Source organism: Bradyrhizobium daqingense (genome assembly GCF_021044685.1).
Lineage (GTDB): Bacteria > Pseudomonadota > Alphaproteobacteria > Rhizobiales > Xanthobacteraceae > Bradyrhizobium > Bradyrhizobium daqingense.
Genome location: NZ_CP088014.1, coordinates 7,489,825 through 7,513,005, shown reverse-complemented (window position 1 = coordinate 7,513,005; position 23,181 = coordinate 7,489,825). Strand labels below are relative to the sequence as shown.

The window sequence follows — 23,181 nt, the reverse complement described above, 5'->3', positions numbered from 1 at the left end:
GTGATTTGGAAAGTTCGTCGGTTGAACCGCGAGCCGTTGCGCAGAAATTCAGGTAGATCCCGCTCGGCACGTCAATGATCGGGCAGGGGCGTAGAGGCTCAAAAAACATCGCCGTGTTTGGATGACGAACGAATGGTCCAGGATACGAGGTTTCGTTTTGAAGGAGGGAGAGCCCAGTAGTGTCTTTGTTCACATTGAAACAAGGTCGCCACGTCCTCAGCAGCAGACCACATCATGACGCCGGTCCGGTAATCCATTCGCGTGGCCTGTTGCCCGCGCCTGATCCCCTTACTTCATGGAAAGCCGGGCTGTATTGCAGTTCCGAGCAGGGCGAGGCCAGCACTCTGAAGCGTTCCCTCGTTTAAAGCTGCGTGCTGGGCAACCACGAAGCTGTCGCACATGGCGCGTGCTAGATTGCTGCTGGTATAGAGCGCCTCAGTTCCAGCAAGACCGCTCGAGATCCTGCAGACCTCAGCGCCCTGCCGCGCGGCGTTCGTCGCGGCGAGCCGCACTTGCATCGTGGTGCTCAGATTTACCTCGCCCGTGAGCGCTTGCTTCCACAGCTCTTCCGTGGCCTCGTAAAAGAAGGAACGAGCGGAACGTAGCATGGATTCGGCTTTGGCGATTTCAAGTTGGACATAGCCGCGCTGAGCCATCACGGGCGCTCCAGTGATCGAGGCGCGGCTTCCGGCCATGGCGATCACCTCGTCTATTGCGGCTCGCGCAATCCCGATGCCGACGATCGCATGCGCTTGCGCAGCGAAAGCGACGGACGGATAACGATAGATCGGCCCATCAAGTGTCACCGGACCGCCGCGGATCAAGGTCCATTGCTCTGGCACAATGACGTCGCTGACGACAACGTCGTGGCTTCCGGTGCCTCGCAGTCCGATGACGTCCCAATTGGGCCGGATTGTAACCTTCTCTGCCGGAATCACCGCTACACGCGGGAGGTCTCCGGCCGGATCGTCTTCCAGTGTTATACCAACTCCTATCAAATCCGCCCCGGGCGAGCCGCTAGCGAATGGCCACACGCCGTTCACGACAAATCCGTCGGCGCATCGCCTGGCGGGCTGGAGCGGGAAGAGCGCACCCGCCAATACGACGTCAGGTCCATTGGCGTACACTTTTCGAAGCGTGTCGTCCGGAAGAGCAGCGAGGTAGCGAGCTCCATCCCCGAAGCTGGCGACCCAACCGGCGGATCCGTCGGCCTGGGAGATGCGCTCGATCTGGCGGCAAAATTCGGCTGGTGTTCGCTCCTCGCCGCCGAATCGCTTCGCGACCATAGCCCGATAGATGCCGATGCGCCTGAAGCCGTCGATGATCTCTTTTGGAATTTCCTGCGCGGGGCCAAACTCGTTGCGACGCGCACGGATCTCGACAAGTAGCGGCGACAGATTATCCCAGGTCGCAGCCGCGGTGTGGGATTCGGGACATTGCTTTTCGGGTGAAGCGTTCATAAATCGTCCTCCGCGTCTTGTGCCGATCATGGTCGCGCGTCATTCATGGACTGCGCACGGGGCGAAACTGGGTGATACCATACCGGCGGGAGGACATTCTCAGAGTTGTCGCAGTTGATATCGCTTGCATGTGATTGCGCACGGTAGCTTCCCAATTTACGGGCCGGGAAGCTAGACTGAGATGGAGCTGTTGCCGTTGCATGGAGGCTGGCCGGCAAAACAGCCGGTAGGCGGCGGCGCGATATCGGCCGTCGTTGCCGGACTGGGTCTCCGGCGGTTGATCGGGGCATGCGATGTCATGTCCTCTCCATGGACGTGTGCTCACACGTCGGACAAGCCGGGTCGAACCAAGTGTGGAGTTCCTGAGTTATGCTCGGGAGAGCGCTCAAGCCTGCGACTTAGTTTTCATCGTTCCAGCAATCGGCGTGCCATTAAGCATGTCTGCCGGCCTTGTCCGAATCTCGCGAGATCATTCCGCCGCGCGGTGCCAGCACATGCTCGTGAATTTCGTGTATACTTTCCGCCAATGTCATTGACTCAACAAACCGCAAGCAAAACGACAGAAGCGGACCTCGTTCGCCGACCGGCCAGATTCAACGTTAATGCCAAAATTAGCACCCGCTCCGATCTCCCGATGCCACCAACAGCCCAATAGCCGTTCGTGCGACTGCGGGTGAGCGCCTGGTTAGAAGCGGACCTCCAGACAGCTGGTGTTCAGCAAACGCACGGAGCTCAAGACGCTGAATTACGCGATCAAATCTGTTCGAGGTGACTGCAAGAGTACCCGGCTCATGCAAGCAAAGACAAGGCGCTTCGAAGAGGCCCCGGGGAGCTTAGGAGGCTCGTTGCAGCACACGAGCTGTCTACCTTCTGTCCTACAGGACTCAAGAAATTCGGGCAGAATTCTGACCTGTCGACCCCTTTTGCAGCCGCCGGCGCCTCCATCTTCGGCGGTTTTCCAATGCTTCCGATTTTGGCCGAGCTTGCCAAATTCGCGCAGCATGCCCGCACTACGAGCGTTGCAACTGATGAGGGATCCACGTTCTGAAGCTAGTCTTCTGTTTCCTACTGAGCGACGCCGTGGTTGAAGAGCTTGCTTGCCAAGTCGATCGGTTGCCAGATGATTTCTGGCTGGCAGACGGTGCGCAACACTTGAATCATTGTTCTGGTATTCGCCTGGGCTGACAAATCTGGCACAATTTACTGTGTCCGCAGCAACTAACAACCTGATGGGCTTCGCGTACACACTATGCAATCTGCAAGCTGCCAGTTTCGTCTCGTATCGACCTCGTTATGGAGGACGGATAGTAAATTGTGCAAGTGGGCGGGTCGTGCGATTGTGCGCAATATCAGGCAGTGCATGCGAGATCGTGGTGAAAACAACCATGCTTTCAACGGCATCATCATTGCGGGCCGGGTCCCTTGGCGGCGAACGAGACTATCTAACGAATGATGGATGCGGCTGGCCTACTGGCGCGGGTGGCATGTTCGTTTACAGACCGGGCGGCCAGTCCTGCTGGTTGTTCTATGTGATCTGCAGCCCTGGCTGAGCTTGGTGATAAAGCAACACCATTCATGGCGTGCTCGATCGGAGCCAGAAGATCTCAGGATCGTCGCCGGCTCTGGAGTTCACAGCCAGGCAATGCGCTTTATCGCGATCTGCTGCCGGAACCACGCTATTGGGTTTGCAACTCAATATGGAGGCATGAACGCTGTCGGACGCGTTAGGTGCGTTTTTTGATGCTCGCCGCGTGTTGCTAGCATGAGTACGTAGAACATGAGCAGAATCAAGACGCCACGCATACCGAAGCACTTCCCGAGTTGATCATTTATTGTGGAGCGGATGGTATCCGGGGCATTTGTCGCAGACGATGGACCAAACAGCGGAGCGGAAGGGCCGTATCGCACGGCAGATGATTTGCCTCGGGTGTGAATGTGCTAGTGTCAGCTGACAATATCGACCTTACCGTTGTCGATCCGATACAGGGCCCCGACGACTTTCAGCCGGTTCTGCTCGACTGCAGCCTTCAGAATAGGGCCCGTCGATCTGAGTTTGTTGACATTGTCGATCACATTGTTTCGGGTTGCGCGGGCGGATGTATCGCCGGCCTGCCCTAGAGATGCGTTCACGGCGGGAGCAAGTGCGGTCACCAGGGCTGAAATGTGCCCTGGCGGCGGCTTATCTTGATGGAGCGACTTGATCGTAGCGTCTATCGCGCCGCAATGATCGTGGCCTAGTACGAGGATTAGCGGCGTGTTCAGTACTGCGACCGCATATTCCATACTGGCGAGTGTATCATCATTAGCGAAGTTGCCGGCGACGCGGCAGACAAACAAATCACCTAGCCCGCTGTCGAACACAAATTCGGGCGCCACGCGAGAGTCGGCGCAGCTCAGAACCGCCGCATATGGATTTTGGCCTTCGACCAAAGCCGAACGCTCGCGCCTAAGATCGTCGGCTCGTGATGCACCCTGGACATAACGTTCGTTTCCCATCAGCAGCCGCTTCAGGGCAGCATCTGGCGACAGCAGGTTATCTGGCTTGGGCGTGCTTTTTGCTTCCTTCGCATCGGCGATCTTATTGCCGAATCGCAGGAAAACTGTCGACGCAGCAAACAACAACAGCGAACGGCGCGAACGCGCGGTCCTGGTTAAATGGTACATATTTGGAGAATTGGCTGCATGCATGTGTCGCCTCAACGCACGGCCTTACGCCACCCGGTGGCTTCGGCTTCCGCTTCGCTACAAAACCAGCGTTCGCTACGCTTCTTCGTCATGTCGATTAGTTCGTAGCTGGCTTGCCCTGGCAGGTGATAGATCCGCTCGCCGCTGCGCTCGACAGTGCCTTTTATCAGGCACTCGGGGGACGGCGGTTCCGACAGCAGGACGGATCCGAGCAGTACTTCCTGCGCGTCGATCGGAACCGACCACGCGCCGACGATAATCGTGCCCTTATTGCGGCGAGGCCAGTCCCAGGGAGCGATGAACGCTCCCGACCACAGTCCCGTATGGGCTGTGCTTGCCGCCAACTCATAGACAGCGTGAGATGGAGCAGTCGATAGTGCCCAGCCCGAGCGTACCATCCAGACGTTCACATTCTCGCCTTCGATGAAGCAGTTACCGAGGGCTCGTCTGTACTCATCGACTCTCTGGGTATGACAATCCCAGGTTCGCCCATTTGAATGCTTGATAAGCTCGTCGCGAGCAGCTACGCCGCAGGCCCATTTCCGGCCCTCGACGTCGAGACAAATCTGGTCCGTCTCAGGAGCTTCGATGCCTGAGAGCCGAACGTTGGTTTTGTCGATCTCGATCGTATTGCCGTCGAGGATGCGCGGAGCACCGCTGAACGTCGCGGCGCAGACCGGAGATGTGACGAGAGCGAGCAATGCGAACATAATTCCGCGGTTCTTCATCCCGACAACAACCTTTCGCTCCTGATCCACGTTTCACGCACGACACGGTGCCGATACATTCGACTGCTTGACAGCGTTACGTCCGTTATTCCGCCGGCATTTCCGACGCGCTTTATGAGGGCTTCGCCGGAACGCGAACCTACGGCCTGACGCTGCGTAAGGATCAAGTGATTTCTTTGGGGCGTGCGGCGCTATTCTTCGAGCATCAGCGGCTCTCTCACTAGGACCGCGCTTTACTCTCTCCACCTGAGGGGAGATCCTCGCGGGCGGCGCCGAACTGGCGATGCTGAACAAACCCGAACCCCGGAACGTTGTCTTTGCAAAAAAAAGTGGCCGACGATGAAGCGCTGGCTCGCGCTGGAGTCAGGCGTGGAGCATCAACCTTGGTCTGGTTGGCGACGGTTTCCATCGGCAAAATGGCCGCTGCCAACGGTTCTGCAATGAAATTTCGCACTTCACACGAAAAGATGTGAAAAAGATCGGTCTGGCTTTCTCTGGCCGATTTAGAAGAAGACGCAATGGAGTTCAGGGTAGACGCCCGCGCATAACTTAACCTTCTTACGCCCGGCAAGATTGATCGTTGATGTCGACCTGGGCAGGTGGAGCAGAGTTAAACAGGCGTTTTCCATGCTTCGAAATCTGGATCGATGACATGCAGACGAATGGGTGCCAGCTAAGCTAGGGTCGAGCCAGTCTGGTCCTCGACGTTTTCTTGCGTACGGCCCCTGAGCTTCCCGGCCTGCGCGCTCGGAAATGCGCAAGCGCTCAGCGGTATGCCGGGTCGCTACCGGTGAACGTCTCCCGGTAACTTCCTCGCCGGTTTCGTCTCACACCCAGTTCCTGGTGCCTTCGACGTTGCTATACTCACGCACAGTGGTGTCCTCACACCGGCTGGAGTGAAGGCGGGAAAACCACATCTCGCAAGCTCGTGCGCGCCGCTGACACTAGGCGGAACAAACGCAATCGCGCGGCCGACCTTCTTGCGACGGGCCGGACTGCTGCGAGAAAGGCACCCGGACCGTTGCGGAAGCTAAAACAAAGCAAGTGCCGAGCGCGTATGTCTTGCAGTCGGTCCGAGGCACTGGGCCATGGAGGAACTGCGGCGCGATGTTGCTCTGCGGCAGTTTACTCGGGCCTTCGCTCTCCTAAGTCTTCCTCTTCATTTGGCTCGGTGCGTTGGAACCAGGAGCCAGGGGCAAATTTCGCGATGCGCTTGGCAAAGGAGGATTGTGGCTCCCAATCCTGTCCTTCTCTCTTTTCGAAAGTGATGACCCCGTTGTGTGCAAAATAACGTGGTCCTTGGATACTACAATTCACCAAGAGCAGAACGCGCCACACGTCACCCGTCTCGGCCGGTTTGCCATTCCGCTTCGGTAAGTAGTCCACTCCAACTGGTTCAATGATAGTACAGCGGCCCTGCCGCAGAAGATCGCCGAGCCGGCCTTGCGGGGTGGCCACGAAGTTGAAGTTGGCCGGATCATGCAGAAAGCGAAGATTTGCGTCCCTTTCGCCATCTGCGACTTCACTGGCGATCAGGGAGAGCGCCAGGGCGCGCCAGCCCAATTCCATCGGCTTCGCATAAGTCGACGCAAGTTCAAACGTGCCGTCGAGGGCGATCTTCCAGGTGATAACGTACTGTTCGTCCGATTTGTTGTCCCGGTGTCTGGTCCACGAAACGAAAATAAAGTCGTTTTGGCCAAGTTCAATAACGCCCCACATTTGAGGCACGAACTGTGCCACCTTCGAGACATTGGAGATAATTTGTTCTATCGTCTCACCATCTTGCGCTCGCCAAGTTGACTTCAATCGTTCGACAAGGGGGCTGTCGCTGGCCCGAATATTATTGCTCATGGCAGCCGGCCAGGCGAGGCAGATTAAAAATCCGACCAAGCAAAGCCATAGCGCGGGTCTTCCAGACATTCTCTTCATAACCCTCGGCCTATCGCGTTTCATCCAAACATCTTGTAAAGCAGGCAACCTCGAACCTGCTATGAGCCATCGCAAGAAGTTTACGGGATGCGACGTGGCACCCGCTGGCTGTCCCGCGCGATCAGGCGCTCCCTGTATGTCATGCGCAGCTAACTTCCCCGACAGCGACTGCGTCAGTTGGCTGAGCTGGACCTGCCCAGCAGGAGGAGACTGGGCATGCCGAGGGTCTGCATTCTTCGTGCCAGGCAATAGGCGGAAATTTTCACAGAGTTTGTGTCGCTCTTGTCGACTTTCTGACCTTTGCACGTTTTCGGTGTTCCTATTCAGTGTATCCGCCGCAGCTTGTGCATCCTTGTCCCGCACCGGATATTTAGCAGAAGAGTTGAACGCCTCGATGCCGGATGCCTGATGGACGGAAGTGCGTTTGCCGCTATTGAGCTGTGTGGTTCGCTATCGTGCCGCCGGCGTTCGAGCTGCATGATTGCCAGCGGCACCAAGCCGGCTTGATCCCGGCTTTGAAGTCTGGGTGGCACGCAAATCAACCCCTCGCCTCGTATGTTGCTAAATTCCGCCACGTGCCTTGGCCTATTCGCTGCAGATCCTTTAGTTGAGAGAATAGCTGGCTAGCCGAGGTGCTGGGCGAAACTCTGGAAATCGCAAGGCCGCATCGAAAGCATTCTGATAGAAACGTCGGTACTCCCGCCGGAAGGCTGCTTCTGTCCCTTTCATCGATCTAGCGTGCGGCTCCGCCTCAAGGCAGCTCCGGATGCTATTCCGGTATCTGAGAAGGATATGTCTGATTATGACATCTCTGATTAGAGAATGTTTCTGGATGGTGGTAAGTCACAGAGATGCACGGTCATTCGGCTAGCAGATGTCGCAGATTAGCTTGCACATAATCTGAGAGGTTGACGGAAGAGTTCTCGTGCCGATAATCCAAGTCGTCGAGGTTCTCCGGTTCCCATTGATCCGGAGCTAAGAGGGAAGCCGGTGCAAATGCCGGCGCTGCCCCCGCAACTGTAAGTGGCGAGCCGCTGTCCAACGATGTCACTGAAGCCTGCACGGCTTCGGGAAGGCCGGACAGCAGCGATGACCAGCAAGCCAGGAGACCGGCCCCGACAATATATTGGTCCACGGGCGGGGTGTCTCGGTGGTACGCCAAGCAGCCGTCGCACGCGCGACTTCTCCTGCCTGCGTCCGCCATGGCCTTTGTCCCCAACAGGGGTTAACGCGATGTCTCCTCTCTCTCTTCCAGTTGCTACGCTCGGAACGCCACGCATCGGCCCAAGGCGTGAGCTCAAGCTCGCTCTAGAAAGCTACTGGTCTGGAAAGATTAGTGAACAGCAGTTGTACGAAGACGCATCCGGCCTACGCGCAGCGAACTGGGCTCGTCAAAAATCGCTCGGCGTCACGATCATTCCGTCAAACGACTTCTCGCTGTATGATCAGGTGCTTGATACAAGTGTCATGGTTGGCGCCATCCCGGAGATCTACGCCTCGAGCGGAGAATCCGTTTCGCTCCAGACGTACTTCGCCATGGCCCGCGGATCGCAATGCGGCGATCAGGATGCGAGTTGCGACCAGAGTACGCGGGGATCTGGCGTGCCCGCGCAGGAAATGACCAAGTGGTTCGATACCAACTACCACTACATGGTTCCCGAGTTTTACCGGGGACAGGCGTTCAGACTGTGCTCTCGCAAACCCGTCGAAGAGTATGAGGAAGCCAGGGCTCTTGGCTTTCAGACCCGCCCTGTCCTGATCGGGCCGGTCACATTTTTAAAGCTCGGCAAGAGTACCGATAGCGCGTTCCAGCCCCTCTCTCTCCTCGATGATCTGATACCTGTCTATATCGACCTTCTGCATGAATTAGCCAAACGAGGGGCAAGTTGGGTTCAGTTTGATGAGCCCTGCCTGGTCCTTGATCTGGATGAGGCGGCGCGACAATCGTTGCTGCACGCCTATAACCGGTTCGCAAAGGAGGGACCCGCTATCAAGATCATGCTTGCGAGCTATTTCGGCGCCCTAGGCGACAATCTGGATACTGCCTTGAGCCTGCCAATTTCCGGTCTGCACGTCGATTTGGTTCGAGCGCCAGAACTATTGGATCAGATCATTGCTGACGGCCGAAGTGATCTCGTCATGTCGCTCGGTGTCATCGACGGCCGCAATGTGTGGCGGTCGAACTTGCCGTCGCTCCGTCAGCGGCTGAAGCCCTCGATTGCGAAGCTTGGCAGGCACCGTGTACAGCTCGCTCCGTCCTGCTCGCTGCTTCACGTGCCGGTCGATGTTGAACTCGAGACCGGGCTCGCGTCCGACGTCAAGAGCTGGCTTGCTTTCTCGGTTCAGAAGATGCGTGAGCTTGCGATCCTGGCGCGGGTACTCGCAGGCGACCAGAATGTTGGGCTAGCTCTTGCCGAGTCGGAATGCGCCGCGACTGCCCGCCGGACCTCGCCGAAGATCCATAATGCCAACGTCGCTGTCCGAATGAGGGCGATCGATCAGACGATGCGCCAGCGCGCCACCCCGTTTGCCCGTCGTTCCGAGATCCAAAGGGAACGCTTTGGACTGCCGGCTTTTCCTACCACGACGATAGGATCGTTTCCGCAGACCGCAGCGGTGCGAAATGCTCGCGCGGCGCATGCGCGAGGTGCGATGAGCGAGGAGCAATACGACAGGTTCCTCAAAGAGGAGATAGCCCGCGCCGTACGTTGGCAGGAGGACATCGGTCTTGACGTCCTCGTGCATGGCGAATTCGAGCGTAATGACATGGTGCAGTACTTCAGCGAGCAACTCGCCGGCTTCGCATTTACAAGGAACGGATGGGTTCAGTCCTATGGTTCGCGCTGCGTTAGGCCCCCGATCCTGTTTGGCGATGTAGTGCGGCCGAAGCCGATCACCGTGGAATGGTGGCGCTACGCGCAATCACTAACTGGTAAGCCGATGAAGGCGATGTTGACCGGACCGGTGACGATCCTGAACTGGTCGTTTGTTCGCGATGATATTCCTAGAAGCGAGGTCTGCCGTCAGCTTGCGCTCGCGATGCGCGATGAAGTCCGCGATCTCGAGAATGCCGGTGCAGCCATAATACAGATCGACGAAGCTGCACTCCGCGAAGGATTGCCATTGCGCCGGTCGGACTGGAAGGCATATCTCGATTGGGCCGGAGATTGCTTCCGCCTCTGCTCATCGGGCGTTACCGATCAAACGCAAATCCATACACATATGTGCTACTCAGAGTTTAACGACATCATCGGTGCGATCGCTGCAATGGATGCGGATGTCATTTCAATCGAGACGTCGCGATCGAAAATGGAGCTACTGGATGCGTTCAGGAAGTACGAATATCCAAATCAAATCGGACCGGGCGTGTACGACATTCACTCTCCACGCGTCCCCGAGACGGGCGAAATGAAGGAGCTGATGGTGCTAGCTCGGACGCGTTTGCAGGATTCGCAGCTTTGGGTCAATCCGGACTGCGGCCTAAAAACGCGCAAATGGGAGGAGGTTCGGCCGGCGCTCACCAACATGGTCGCTGCCGCGCGCGAACTGCGCGCTGCATCCGATCCGCAAATCGGTTGATCCCGAGCTCCGGTCTGTTCTCAACAAAGCTAATTCGGTTGTGGTGATTTGCGCTTTCCACAATATCGAGGCTACCATTGCCGCCGACATGATGCCCGGTCCACTTCGTGGACCGGGGAAGGTACGGTCTCGGAGAAAAGACGGTGACGCGTTGCGCTAGTTTCGTTGGCCGGGGTAGAATTGCCGGCTGCTCGATCACGGCGACAACATTCGCCGAAAATCTGCAACCCATGTAAGCAGAAGTGTATTGCAGCTAATCATGCCGTGGTACGCGGCCGTATAGGTTGAGATTTGGAAATTTACGCCGAGATTTGTCGCTCATGGGCACGTTGGCAACGGCCGCGACAGCAATGAGAAAACTAATGCTTGACGGACACCGCAAGGCACTCGGCGCGGATTCGGTCCGCTCGGAGATGCCGTCAGGCTCCCTCATTCGATCCACGAGATAGTTTCAGAAGAGAGGACGGCGAAGGCAGTCCGTACCCCAACTCACACCAATCCATTTGGGATAACGGCGCTATCCGGGCCACATACGCCAATGCGTCGGCCGCACCGCGATTTGCTCTCCGGTATTCGCGTTGATCCATCCGCCGAAGATCCGGCGGCAAGGAAAGACCACCCGGTGAATTGAATTACCCTCGATCACGGCAATCTCCAGATCCTGATCGAAGGGCGGCGCCTTTCCAAGCTGCTCCCATGTCAGATCATTAGATCCTGGCCGGTGTTCATAGCTGCGGGGTGACAAATTCAGATACCTTGTTAACACTGCGCACATCGCTTGGGTTCTGCGCGGACAGGCCGACGCCGATATCGTTCGGACGACCCGCGTCTCGATCGCGTCAGCCGCGGCGGAGGGATATCGGCTTTGCGCTGTTGTGACGGAACATGATCCGCTCGCGAACTGAAATATTTGGATCTGCGCCAGGAAACGACATCTGAGCTTTTGTCGAATTGATTTGGATCAGCTCAAGGCCTCGGCCATTGATATTTGTAGATGTGCTGCACCAGTTTTACTGGACTGCAGCTCCAGTAATCCGGCCCGGGCAGGGTAAATGGTCCGGCCGTCTGTCATGTCACGTCCTTTGTTGGTGAGACACATCTCCTTGTCCTCCGGCGTCATCGTGTTGGTTGTGTGTGGGTGGCCTTCCTCACGCGCGCATTTAGATGGGCGTAGCTTCGCTCTGAGCGCATAGCAGGGCCGTCCCGCAGGCCGATAAAGTAGATGCCATCGCAAGTCGGCGCAATTTATCATGTGGCCGGTCATTGGCTCGCCGCGCGGCTGCGGCTGCGTCTGGCAGCAGTCCTAGGAACGGCCGCGGGTACCCGGGGATGAAAGCATCATGGGCGTCAAGCATTTCTGTCTGCCGTGCGTCTGACCTTACTAGAAGACCACTTCTATCAGAGGCAGCCGCTGCAGCATTGATGCTTGTCAAAAAGTTGTGCGCGTCCGGGATCGGTGGCTCGTGACCGCTACCAGCCGCAGACGCCTGTCGACATGCTCCGAACTCGCGCTTCAGCGAGCGCCTCGCGTTCTCTGCAACAGACCAGCGCCTTGATTTGAGGCGCAACTCACGCCCATGGCTAAGACAACATTTTCGCCATTGCTCCGTGCACGCCGATGGTCATTGATGCTTCGCCTTTCATTCGGTAGCCTTGCCGGCGCTGATCCTGACCTTAAGCTCTGGCGCTGAAGTCCTGGACCGGGCTTATCGAAACGTGGGCTAGGACAAGTGTAATGATCGGCTTCTGCAATCGCGTCTTCAGGTGGACCGCCGATGCAAGTTCGGGGTTCTCGGCGTCATTGCCCAGCGATCGCTTGCGCGCGTAGCCCGCCGGCGCATGGCAGAAATCAGCCCGCGATAAGCCTGCACTTGCGGCAGTCGTTCACAAGACTATCGCGGACAGCTCGTAAAGTTCACGGCGGACTTTCGGCCTATCTTCGGAGGATCGGACAGACCTCTTGGGATGCTCCTTGAGGCAAATCAAATACTCCCCGCGCGAATGGCAGAATAGTGGATAAGCAAACCACACGAAGAGAGGGGCATGCCTTCATTTAGCGTCCGGTTTATGAAGATCGTTTGCGACGATGCCGGCGGCGAGCATCGTGCGTGCCAGGCAGCATTTAAGGTCGATGCCGCCTCGCTGAGTGCTGCAGCTCAGCAGGCGGAGACCGATTTCTGCCGGCAAAGGCGAGTCCGCGATTGGACAATCTTCGCCGATGTTTTGGAGCTTCGAACACCGCCTGCATGAGCCAATCCGTCCACATCGCCTTTCGAGCATTCCGTGAGGACGAGCTCTCCTGAGTTAGCAAGGGCGTCGCACTTTCCCCCACGGAAGTTTAAGGTCTTCAACACCGGCCAATGCTCTCAGTTCACGCCCGTGACATTCACCGGCGTCCTCGCCAGTCATGGCATTCATCTGCATGGGCGGCTATGGCGTCGGGCGCGACGACGTGTTCGTCGAGCATGCCTACGACATTGTGTCCGGCGTCCGCGTTTCGATCGGACGAGACTTTGCCCTTTTACAGTGACCGGCGTCCACTTCGAACCTTGGCAGCGGTGCTCCGGATCAGCCTTACTTCCGCCCGCTGCCACTCCGTGCGGTAGCCTTACTGTGGCAAGCGTTCCAATTGTACAATTTGCGCTACGCCGCCGGCAGCCGTATATGGAATCCCGAAGGGACGGCAAATACGTTATCCGCCGTGGCGAACCTCAGGGCAGATAGGTTGAATTCGTGGTGTAGAGCACCTATCCGGCAATGGTGTAGAGCGCATCTGACCAGCCGGCCAAAGCGGGATCATCCCAGTGGGTAGAGAACAGACGATCTCGCTGCTAGGAGGTAAGCGTGACCTTGAATTCGTACGATGAGTGGTCGAGATTGAAGGAAGTCGTAGCGGGTACGGCCACCAATTATGCGGCTCACGATCGCGAACTCTCTTTCGATCTATTCTTTTATGGCAATCTTAAGATCCGCTCGGAGTGGCCACCTAGATAGACTCTCCGCCTCGTTTGAAGTGGACATTGTCGGGTGCCCTCTCCGTGCGCCGTAAGTCGGGACGTGCACACGCTCACATCTGGCGGCACCATTGTGCACGTGACCGTCTTCCCGTATCAGGACGGGAGCTTTTGAATGTCATTTGATCGTCCAGTGACTTAAAGGCAACTGTTGCTTCGATGACAGCCGATCTACGCTTGTGCAAAAAAGAGCCACCACATGTTCGATATCTATTTGAACCAAAGAAACGATCTTTTGGTCGTGCCGAGAGGCTTTGCGATCCCCGCGGAATTGGGCGGGAATTGGAAACGAAAGAAGCGGGCGGTTCGTTCGGTGAGCGATGTCATTCATCAGGATGTACAACGGCGTGGCTACTACCGACGTCGTTTGATCTCAAGTCGGTCGAAGTCGGCAGTCAAGACCACCTCACGCTCCTAGTCAACGCAGCTATCTAATGCTGAACCGTTCTTCGGAAGATTCTTGGCGGGATGCAGTCGAAAGCGTTGCTTACCGCGGCGACGGCAGGCGGGTGTCGTGCAATCGGATTTAGGAGGAAGCTCTCTTTTGAAAAGCGGCTCGCAGCTCTGGAGCTTACCTCAAAATATGTAATATGGGTTCCTTAAGTCGATGGCGTGCGCGAGTTTTCAGTTGTCGATACTGAAGAGACTTGCCGGCCAGCCGCACGGTCTGGCGAGTATCGAAGTCGTTAAGCAGCATTTGGCTATCTATTGTAGCAGCGGCCCGGAGTGGACGGGTCGTATGAAGCGGACTGCGAGCCGCGCGCCCCAACTCGATGTTTTCGGCCAAAAGCTGATCGAGCGGAAGGCCGGGTGCTGGATTATCACCGAGGAGGGAAGAGAATAGCTTGAGGCGCTCGAAAACTTAGATCGGGGTACTATGCAGGCGCAGGTTGAGCGAGAGTTCGCGCAAGAGCCGAAAGCTGAGGTGCCGCTCCCTTTGTTTTCTCGGCTGGAAGCGAACGCGGGCAGAAAGCGTCCCACGGCATGCGGTTGAGCCCACGTAAACCGATTTCGACGTGGAGGACAGCCGCTTAAACCCTTGCTGGTGGTGATGTAGTTCGACTGGATCGCGAAGTTCAATCTAGAAACAGTGTCGTTGTAATGTTGTAATCAGTGTTGTGGAGTCGTTAAACGCGACCGAAGATATTGACCTGAGGGACGAAGGATTTGGCCTCTTCGTGCACATCAGTGTCGTCGAGACGGTCGGCTAAACTGATTTCCCGGAAGGCATCCGGGTCAGATGCGGGAACAGGGCCAAGAACCCATGTGTTGGTTGGCGAAGGTAGCCGACGAGGGTCTCTGCCCGTCTTTAAGCGTTCTACCGCCTGTGGTGTCCTGATCGGCGGTGGACGCCAGTCGTGCTGGATCTTCAGCAAATTTCTTATCCCGAAAAGTTGGCATGATGATCTTGCACTGGAATTGAGGGCATCACTGGCAGTGGGCTGCACGCGGAGAACGAGCTCGACATATCAGCATTTTGGATGTGAGGTCGGCGCGCGTGAACTTCACCAATAACCTACCACTTCAGTCGAGGCCATCAAGCGGCGGCGCTCTTTGCGCGAGTTGAATACGTCAAGAAGCGAACTTGACAAAGAGCGCGTGATCAAAGCTGAGCGGGCCTTGTGATCATTCTCGTCAGCCACCTCTCTCTTAGCAATATCGCGGAGGCTGAAACACAACATCCTTCCGTGCTCTGTCCGCACCTCCTTAGTGGGATCCGTTCATCTCTATTGCGATTTGGCTCGCTTATTCGAGAGCGTGTTGGTTGTTTAGCTCCGCATATAAAGGCGTCGATTGGAACGCTATCAGAACGCGACGTGCGTATGAAGTTTACAATTGCGCAGCTGCAACAGTGCAGACACCTCGCTTCGGAAGACATGCCCAAGATTATACCTGGCGCGATTCCGTATAATATTTGTCTAATTTTTTACGGTCGTCGCGCCGAAAAAACTATGTTACAAGCCGCTCCCCTAAGAAGGAGCATTCATCGTGAAGAAAGCAACCAAGAAACGCGTTAAGCGGCGCGAATGGACGAAGGCAGATATCAAGGAGCTCAAAGTCCACTCGAAGGCCAGGACCCCCGTGATAAAAATAGCAAAGATGACCAAACGCAGTGTCGGTGCGCTTCGCCAGAAGGCCTTGAATCTTGGAATCGGACTCGGACATCAGCGATAGCTTGGGCCGCGCTGGTACTTGCACGGTAGGGCGGCTCGCAGGCCGCCCTCAGTGCCATAGAAGGTTCTGTAGCAAATTGGCTTTGCCGATCCGCGCTGAGGGGGTTTTTTGGATGGCGTTTCAATGTGGCGGTGGGCCTCCAGCATCCTCATTGATGGGCTTTGTTAGAAAGTGTTGGTCTCAAAGGTTATGTCCGGTCGTGATTCATAATCGGCATTGAACACATTGTTTTGCTCGTAGCCCTACCAAGGATCTTCCACATGAACGTTCGAGGAGATGCAAACCGTGACCGATCTGGTCGGTGCCGAGCTTTTGCTGGAACTCGGATATGAGCAGGAACTGCTGCATGCCCAGAAAGCCGGAGTTCTAGACAGGGGACGGGAGGTAACTGAACTCTATCGCCGTATATTCCGCACCTGGTGGGATATGCGAAGTACCAATGCGGGAGGATTGCCCGGCTCATCTCACGCTGGAGAGCCGGTCCACACTGCTTTGAACATTTCGGAGAACCGAGACGTGTCTATCGAGATGTTGCGAGGGGAGGTCGCGCGGCTTGAGCAGATCCTCAGCATCTCCTAAGATGCTGAATGCTTGTGGCGATGGTGCCGTCTGGCAAACTTGCTTCCTTTTGGCCCCCGCTCGTCGGCGAACACCTTCGGCGTACGCCCGCACCTTCGCATCGCGAGGCAACTCTGTCACGAGCATGCGCCATCCTGAGCTACGAAGCCCCGCCGCGTGTTCGGGTCATGCTTCGTTCCGCCTTTCCTGGTTGATCGCCATGAAGGCAGCCATGGGCGTAGCCGAAAAGGAAGCGGAGCTCATACTTAGCAAGCGACAAAGAGTGATCACTTGATGATCCGCTCTGGTCAACCGCTGGCGTGCTCGACCGCGCCCGTAGACCATGTCGGACGCGAGCTCGCATCAACGAGCCGGCCTGCAGAGGAGAGAGCAGAACAAGTACGAAGTGCGACTGTCGTCCAACCAGAGTGCCTCATCGGCGAGGTAGTTGTGCGCACCGAGCGCTGGGATGCCGGCAAATCCTGCTCGCCGCCCACGCGTTGGAACCGCCGTAAAGCCGCACGCTCACCGCCGCCACGATCGCTCGGTGAGACGTCCCGCGGCGAAGCGGCGTTAAGTAACTGAGATGCTGAAAGCCCAGGAATCGCTTCCAAGATAAATGCGCGCAACTTAATTGGACCTGGCTCGACGTACTCCCAGCAAATCGAGGCGACATGCGGAGTCACACGGCCGCTCGCCGAAAGGTGTCGAACTGATTCTTGCTCGCCCAGCATCCAAGATCGCTGGATCGCCATCAAGTGTGGCTCGGCGCAGGCTGCCAAGGCCGCTCCATGCGAGCGCAAGGACGTGACACAACAGCTATGGCAGAAGGTGTAAACCGTCATGCACAGCGTCCAGTAGGATCTCGCGGGGACTGCGTAGAAGCTCCGTACCTCCATATGGCTCTTTGGCCCGGATCGCACGTAAACGGAACGATCCCGTCATTTCGCCGCAGAATCGCGCTCGCACGCGGAATACTCACGCTCGATCCAAATTGAACTTTCAAACTATTGAACCTCGCTGTGAATCCTTCGTACTCCGCTCCTTGCGTCGACTCGTCGCTGCCAAACGGGAGTACGTGAGGAAAAATTCCCGCGAGAAAAATACCCGAGAGGGTTGAAACGCCCGTAACGTCAAGTTGTACGATCTTCGAGCTCGCCAAGACAGCCATGTGCGTCCCAATCCATCCACGAGCAACGGAGTGAAAATGCATCAAGTCCCAAGCAATCGCATTGCACACCCGCTGCGAACGAAGACTATCGAGTGCTGCCTATCGTCCGGGCGCGACGATTTAGGCTGCATCGCCTTTCTGGCGGCAAAGCTTACCTGACTGGGCAGTCTTACAGGACCGTCGGCCGACTGGCGCCTCATAGCGCCAGAGGCGACCACGCCCAAGCCTGCACATGCGTGACAGTTGGATGAGAGCGAGCGTCGGCGCCCACTTGCGCCCGAGCGTTCAGTGCCAAAAGGCTATTTGGGAGGTCTGAAACGCATCAACGGGGAGGTTTGTGAAGGATCGCTCTCCGTCCGCAATGAGAAATTGGAGGTTGTTATCCGGCGGCCTTTTGGAGCGGTCGACGCGAAACGCGACCGCGATTCAAGGCGCTTCATTCGAAGCTATCGATGAGGACGGCATACGCGCGCCTCCGGGTCGATGGCGGACGTACGGCAGCTCATCGACGAAACAATGTAGGAGGAATGGTTTGACAAGACAGCGCTCTTTGCTGACGCCTGGTCCATTGTCGCTATCGTTGGCGGTGAGGAGCCAGATGCAGCTTGATCTCGCATCTCGCGATGACGAGTTCAAGGAGGTGACCGCCTGCATGAGGCGGCTGATGCTCGACTTGCTGGGAAACGCTGAGGACTATTCGGTGGTGCCTATTCAAGGAGGGGGCTCCTTTGCAATGGAGGCTGCCCTCTCTTCATTTGTGTCCCGAGCCGACAGGCCGCTCGTCTGCGTAAACGGCATCTATGGTGAGCGTATTCTGCAAATTTTTCGGCTGTGGGGTGTCGAGGCGCTGAAGCTCGTCAAGCGCGCGACCGATCCTTTGGATCCGCAAGAAATCGGCGAGTATCTGAGCCGAAATCCTGGCGTTACGCACCTGTGTTTCGTGCATTGTGAGACGACAACCGGAATCGTCAATCCTCTGCAAGAGATCGTGGAGGAGGCGAGGCGACGTGGCGTAAAAACCATCATTGATGGAATGAGTTCCTTCGGCGCCCTCAATATCGATCTGAGCCAGCGTGGACCTGACGTACTGGTCACATCCAGCAACAAATGCATAGAAGGGCCGCCGGGAGTAGCGTTTGTAATTGCGTCCCGCGAGCTGCTGGAGAATGCGGCTCAAGAACCGAGATCGTTTGTGCTCGATGTGAGAGATCAATGGCTCTCGCTCGAGCGCACGGGTGAGTGGCGGTCGACCCCTCCCACCCACATCGTTCAGGCAACGACAATGGCTTTGAAGATTCTGCATGAGGAGAGCATTGATGCCAGGCGCTTCCGGTACGAGAAGGTCAGAGACGACCTCATCAAGGAACTCGAAGGGACAGTGTCTCCGCTGCTGTCCCCCGAGTTGCAGTCGCCGGTCTGCGTTGCGTTCAGTGCGCCGCCCGGCATAGTAGACCAGCAAGGATTCGATGGGCTGTATCGCCACTTGGCGGCCCACAATCTTTACGTCTACTCGAAGCTGCACCTTGCGACGCGAAGCTTTCGCGTCGGTTGCATTGGGGAAATCCAATCCAGCTGGATTGAGCGGTTGGGATGCGCCTTTCGTACCTATTTTCGGCCCGGCCAGGCCCGGTCAGCAAGGCCGGCGCCGGACCAGGAGGCATATGGGGCGCGCGTAAAGATGCCGGCTCAAGCAGTTGGAGATCGGCAGCTGCCGTTTTCCGCCGAGACTGCTGTTCTGCATGCGGGTTATCGGCGCGACCCGGTGACGAAAGCCGTCGCAGTGCCGATTTACCAGAATACAGCTTATGAACTCGATGGCGATCTCAACCACATCGCTGACGTCTACAACGTCAAGGCGGATGGGTTCACCTACACGAGGATTATCAATCCGACGACCCGCGCGCTGGAGAAGCGCTACGCCGCTGTCGATATGGGCAGCGACTCGCTCGCCGTTGCGTCAGGTCAAGCGGCGACGTTCCTTGCTATCGTCAACCTTTCAAGTGGCGAAGTAGGGGACAATGTCGTTGCCTCTCCATATCTATATGGCAATACCTGGAACCTGCTCCACAACACCTTAAAGCGTTTGGGGAATCAGCGTGAGGACAGCAGATCCTCGAAGGCCCGAGACGTTCGAACGAGCGATCGATGATCGCACCATCTGCCTGTTCGGAGAGGTAATATCGAATCCCTGTCTGATTCCGCTTCCCGTTAAACAGCTCGCGGAGATCGGCCGGAGGTACGGCGTGCCTCTGGTCGTAGACAACACGACTACGCCGCTGATATGCCGGCCGTCAGACCTGGGCGCTGCAGTTACAACGTACGCTGCAACAAAATATATCTCGGGCCACGGCACGACCCTCGGCGGACTAATCGTTGACAGCGGTAAAGTTAGCTATCGGGGAGCTTCTCGCTTTCCCTTGTTCAATGGTCCCGACGAAGCGCATGGCGGAATTGTCTGGCACAACGCCGTGCGCGATGTCGATGTCCTAGGGTCTGTACCTAAATAGCGCCACGTGATTCTCTTGCCTACGTGTTGATTCGGGGGCGAGAGAATGCGCGCTGGTTTGTTTTGGCTGAACGACAGGCAATGGGCGCGTATCGAACCGCATCTGCCGAGGGGACTGACGGGGCCGGATCGGGACGACGACCGACGCATCGTCAGCGGCATCATTCACATGCTGCAATCGGGTGCACGATGGCGTGATTGTCCACGTGAATACGGCCCTTACACGACGATCTACAATCGCTTCAATCGCTGGGCCAAGCGAGGACGATGGTGCGCAATCTTCGAAGCGCTGGCCAAGCCTGGCGAAGACGGCGTCGTACTGTCGCTCGACTCGACCTCGATTAAAGCTCACCGGTGTGCCTCCGGCGGAAAAGGGGGGAGCACAATCAAGCAATCGGCCGCTCGCGCGGAGGCCGCACGACAAAAATCCATGCGCTGAGCGATCCGCTCTGCCGGCCGGTCGTCCTGCATCTGACTCCAGGCCAGGATGCCGATATCGCTGCGGCTCCCGATGTCCTGGCGCTCGCGCCACCCATGAGCGTGCTCCTCGCCGACAAAGGGTATGATGGCGACAAGCTTCGCGGCGCAATCATTCGTCGTGGCGCCAAGCCCGTAATCCCCAATAAATCTAACCGTGTCGTCATCCATCGCTTCAACAAACGCGCCTACAAAGGACGAAATGTCATCGAACGCTGCTTTTGCAGGCTCAAGGACTTCCGGCGCATCGCCACGCGATATGACAAGCTCGCCCGTAATTTTTTGGCCGCTGTTCATCTCGCCGCTCTCGTCGCATATTGGCTCAATTGAGTCTGGACCCTAGGAAAGAGCGAGTTTCTCCTCAAGGCTCGCATGACCTGGTTACGCGATACCGGTGCAGCCATCTCCCCGTTTGCGAGCTTTCAACTGATCCAAGGGCTTGAAACGCTGCCGCTTCGCATGAAGCAGCACTGCGCCAATGCCAGGATCGTGGCTGGCGTTCTAAAGGAGCATCCTAAAGTGCGTCGGGTTTTTTACCCGGGGCTCTTCGAAGGCGCCGATCGGGAAATCGTCGAACAGACACTCAACACCGCATATGGACACGGGGCGATGGTCATGTTCGAGGTGGAAGACGAACTGGCCGGGCGAAAGTTCATCCAGAACATTGACTTGATGTATCACGTTTCCAATGTGGGAGATGCCCGCACGCTCGTGACTCATCCTGTCTCGACGACCCACACCACCGTCCCCCGGGAAAAGCGCGAAGCCGCCGGCATATTTGGCGGCTCAATCCGGCTTTGTGTCGGCATCGAAGATGTCAACGACATCTTGCGCGATCTGGACAAGGCGCTTTCCGCAATCTGACAACCTGCAAGGCAATCAGGAAGAGGTTCTCATGAATCAGGCAGACGCTTGGAAACTGAGGTCATCACGCTATGAGGCCGTCCAATTCAGCCGGGAGATCAATAAGCAACTTTCGGAGCTAAGGCCCGACAACATCACAGGGGCCGCCTACATTGCGAAAGATTACGCTGTTATCGCAGCGTGCACGCTTGCGACCGTGTCTGTCTCGTGGTGGCTCTACCCGCTGGCCGTCCTCCTGATTGGTGCATATCAGCGCGGATTGACAACCATCGCTCACGATGCAGCTCACCGCACGCTCGCGAAGAACACCACCTGGAATTATGTTCTTGGCATTCTGTTCGCCTCCTATCCCTTGTTCCAGCGACACTGGGCCTATCGGATCTCACATGTCTACTTGCATCATCCCTATCTCGGCGACCCCGACAAGGATCCCGACCTGAAGTTTTTCCTGGCCAGGGGCGTTTATGACGTGCAGCCTCCAGAGAGATACGCCTTCAACATCATCTGGAAGCCGATCTTCGGCGGCGCGACAGTGGCCTATCTGAAGTATCTCTGGACCAACCGGTTTTCGGTCGAAGATGTCGAGGATCAGAGCCGCTCAGGCATACTGATTGACAGGTATGGCTTCTATCTCTTCTGGATCGGCATCCTGGCCGGATCATATGTTCTTGGGCTGCTCCATATTGTGGTCCTGTTCTGGATCGTGCCCTATCTCACCACGTTTCAGGTCCTCGGCTGGTTCATCGAACTCGCCGAGCACTCGCCAATGTGCGAAAACGAGACGCAGAACGTCTATCTCACCAGAAATCGGAAGGGAAGCTTCCTCGAGCGAGCCATTCTTGGGCAGAATCTAGATGAGTACCACCTTGAGCACCACCTTTCGCCCGGTATCCCGTTTTGGCTGTTGCGCAAGGCTCAGAAAATCCGAATGCAGGATCCGAACTACGCGAAGGTCGCCGCGACTTGGGGCGGGCTCTTTGTCAAGGGGCCTCAAGGTCAGCCTAGCGTCATAACTCAGCTGAAAGAGCGAAATCGACGGCTGTATGAGCAGTCCGTTGCCGCCGTCCGGACGCGGGGCCAGGTGGCGTGAGTCTGCAACAGCCCGAGCGCGCGCGAGCCGTTGTCGGCGTCACTTCGAACCGTCTTCTGGTCGACGGTGTGCATCGCGACTGGTTACGCCGTAAGTACGTGCAGGCACTCCATCGTCATGGGGGAGTTGCTTGCGTCGTATTGCCGACCGTCGACGCGGAAGATGCTGGGGAGGCGTTCGCCACGGCCATCATGCGCCGGCTGGACGGTGTGGTCTTGACAGGTGATGAATCGAACGTCGACCCCGCCGTCCTGTCAGCGCCTGCATCCTTAGTTGATCCTGATCGGGACGTTGAGGCTGGGATCCTTGACCGTCCTAGGGACCGGCTTTCTGCCGTAGCCATACAGAGCGCCATCGCGCTCGGAATGCCTATTTTGGGCATCTGCCGTGGGCTTCAGGAGCTCAACGTCTATTTCGGCGGCACACTCCGCCCATCGCTTGCGGAGTGGAGCCTCGAAAGCGGTGCTATGCATGCCGAGAAGCCAGACCGTCCCAGGGACCGTCAGTACGATGCCGCGCACAGCGTCAGGATATCTTCCGACGGCGCGCTCTTCCCAATCGCCCGGACGATCGAAGCCCAAGTCAACTCGCTGCACAATCAAGGCATCGAGGCGCTTGCCCCGGCGCTGAGGCGGGAGGCGTGGGCGCCTGACGGTCTTGTTGAGGCGGCTTCGGTGATTGGCGCGCCGACGCTGCAAATCGGGGTGCAATGGCACCCCGAATGGCACGTCTCAACCGATCTCCTCGGCAAGCAACTCTTCAAAGCATTCGGAGAGGCCTGTGTTGTGTACCGCGGAACGAAGAATCACTAGGGCAGATCGTGAGATTTCAAACCAAACGTGGTCAGTACAGGCCGAAAGTTGAATGCCTCAAAATCGATGCGCGCGGCCCGGTCCCTGCGCGGGCCGCGCCCCGTCGCGCGGGCACGGGAAGGGTAGACGATTG

15 protein-coding genes and 1 riboswitch are annotated in these 23,181 nt (G+C 57.2%); of the genes, 10 read left to right on the top strand and 5 right to left on the bottom strand.

Annotated features, from left to right (window positions below):
- Positions 1 to 293: 293 nt before the first annotated feature.
- The 5 genes from LPJ38_RS35760 to LPJ38_RS35740 all read right to left on the bottom strand — a co-directional run bounded on the left by LPJ38_RS35760 (position 294) and on the right by LPJ38_RS35740 (position 6,724).
- Complete coding sequence (locus tag LPJ38_RS35760; protein WP_174719440.1) at positions 294 to 1,460, bottom strand: flavin-dependent monooxygenase; 1,167 nt, start codon at positions 1,458 to 1,460, stop codon at positions 294 to 296.
- A 1,944-nt stretch (positions 1,461 to 3,404) separates the two neighbouring features.
- Positions 3,405 to 4,148, bottom strand: coding sequence for a carbonic anhydrase (locus LPJ38_RS35755; RefSeq protein ID WP_028144320.1), 744 nt, complete (start codon positions 4,146 to 4,148; stop codon positions 3,405 to 3,407).
- Positions 4,149 to 4,156: 8 nt separating this feature from the next.
- Positions 4,157 to 4,873 carry a thermonuclease family protein gene (locus LPJ38_RS35750; RefSeq protein WP_342291666.1) on the bottom strand — a complete coding sequence of 239 codons (717 nt, stop codon included), beginning with the start codon at positions 4,871 to 4,873 and terminating at the stop codon, positions 4,157 to 4,159.
- A 220-nt stretch (positions 4,874 to 5,093) separates the two neighbouring features.
- The gene (locus LPJ38_RS35745; protein WP_145643067.1) at positions 5,094 to 5,444 is read right to left on the bottom strand and encodes a hypothetical protein; all 351 of its coding nucleotides are present in this window, start codon (positions 5,442 to 5,444) and stop codon (positions 5,094 to 5,096) included.
- Positions 5,445 to 5,998: 554 nt separating this feature from the next.
- Positions 5,999 to 6,724 carry a nodulate formation efficiency C protein gene (locus LPJ38_RS35740; RefSeq protein ID WP_224516888.1) on the bottom strand — a complete coding sequence of 242 codons (726 nt, stop codon included), beginning with the start codon at positions 6,722 to 6,724 and terminating at the stop codon, positions 5,999 to 6,001.
- A gap of 1,008 nt (positions 6,725 to 7,732) precedes the next feature.
- A riboswitch (cobalamin riboswitch) is annotated at positions 7,733 to 7,934 on the top strand.
- A 101-nt stretch (positions 7,935 to 8,035) separates the two neighbouring features.
- Between LPJ38_RS35740 and metE the strand changes: the two genes are divergently transcribed.
- The 10 genes from metE (at position 8,036) to LPJ38_RS35690 (ending at position 23,048) form a co-directional block, all read left to right on the top strand.
- Entirely contained in the window at positions 8,036 to 10,381 is a 2,346-nt protein-coding gene (metE, locus tag LPJ38_RS35735) for a 5-methyltetrahydropteroyltriglutamate--homocysteine S-methyltransferase (protein ID WP_028144317.1), read from the top strand.
- Between the two features lie 2,043 nt (positions 10,382 to 12,424).
- Positions 12,425 to 12,631 carry a hypothetical protein gene (locus LPJ38_RS35730; protein WP_026312600.1) on the top strand — a complete coding sequence of 69 codons (207 nt, stop codon included), beginning with the start codon at positions 12,425 to 12,427 and terminating at the stop codon, positions 12,629 to 12,631.
- Between the two features lie 2,753 nt (positions 12,632 to 15,384).
- Complete coding sequence (locus tag LPJ38_RS35725; RefSeq protein ID WP_076829490.1) at positions 15,385 to 15,570, top strand: hypothetical protein; 186 nt, start codon at positions 15,385 to 15,387, stop codon at positions 15,568 to 15,570.
- A gap of 285 nt (positions 15,571 to 15,855) precedes the next feature.
- Positions 15,856 to 16,149: a hypothetical protein gene (locus LPJ38_RS35720; RefSeq protein WP_272481446.1), complete on the top strand. Its 294-nt coding sequence runs from the start codon at positions 15,856 to 15,858 to the stop codon at positions 16,147 to 16,149.
- A 1,748-nt stretch (positions 16,150 to 17,897) separates the two neighbouring features.
- Positions 17,898 to 19,448, top strand: a complete 1,551-nt coding sequence (locus LPJ38_RS35715; protein WP_231088514.1) for a 2-aminoethylphosphonate--pyruvate transaminase — start codon at positions 17,898 to 17,900, stop codon at positions 19,446 to 19,448.
- Positions 19,396 to 19,806 carry a PLP-dependent transferase gene (locus LPJ38_RS35710; RefSeq protein ID WP_158644838.1) on the top strand — a complete coding sequence of 137 codons (411 nt, stop codon included), beginning with the start codon at positions 19,396 to 19,398 and terminating at the stop codon, positions 19,804 to 19,806. Before LPJ38_RS35715 ends, LPJ38_RS35710 begins: the two co-directional genes overlap by 53 nt.
- 45 nt (positions 19,807 to 19,851) lie before the next feature.
- Positions 19,852 to 20,612, top strand: a protein-coding gene (locus tag LPJ38_RS35705) for an IS5-like element ISBj2 family transposase (protein WP_110115815.1) whose coding sequence is annotated in 2 segments (ribosomal slippage) — positions 19,852 to 20,191 and positions 20,191 to 20,612 — 762 coding nt in all. Because the reading frame shifts where the segments join, the coding sequence is not laid out codon by codon here.
- Between the two features lie 42 nt (positions 20,613 to 20,654).
- Positions 20,655 to 21,146 carry a PLP-dependent transferase gene (locus LPJ38_RS35700; protein ID WP_231088513.1) on the top strand — a complete coding sequence of 164 codons (492 nt, stop codon included), beginning with the start codon at positions 20,655 to 20,657 and terminating at the stop codon, positions 21,144 to 21,146.
- Between the two features lie 31 nt (positions 21,147 to 21,177).
- The gene (rtxC, locus tag LPJ38_RS35695) at positions 21,178 to 22,236 is read left to right on the top strand and encodes a dhydrorhizobitoxine desaturase (protein ID WP_095424344.1); all 1,059 of its coding nucleotides are present in this window, start codon (positions 21,178 to 21,180) and stop codon (positions 22,234 to 22,236) included.
- The gene (locus LPJ38_RS35690) at positions 22,233 to 23,048 is read left to right on the top strand and encodes a gamma-glutamyl-gamma-aminobutyrate hydrolase family protein (RefSeq protein WP_011084876.1); all 816 of its coding nucleotides are present in this window, start codon (positions 22,233 to 22,235) and stop codon (positions 23,046 to 23,048) included. Before rtxC ends, LPJ38_RS35690 begins: the two co-directional genes overlap by 4 nt.
- Positions 23,049 to 23,181: the final 133 nt, after the last annotated feature.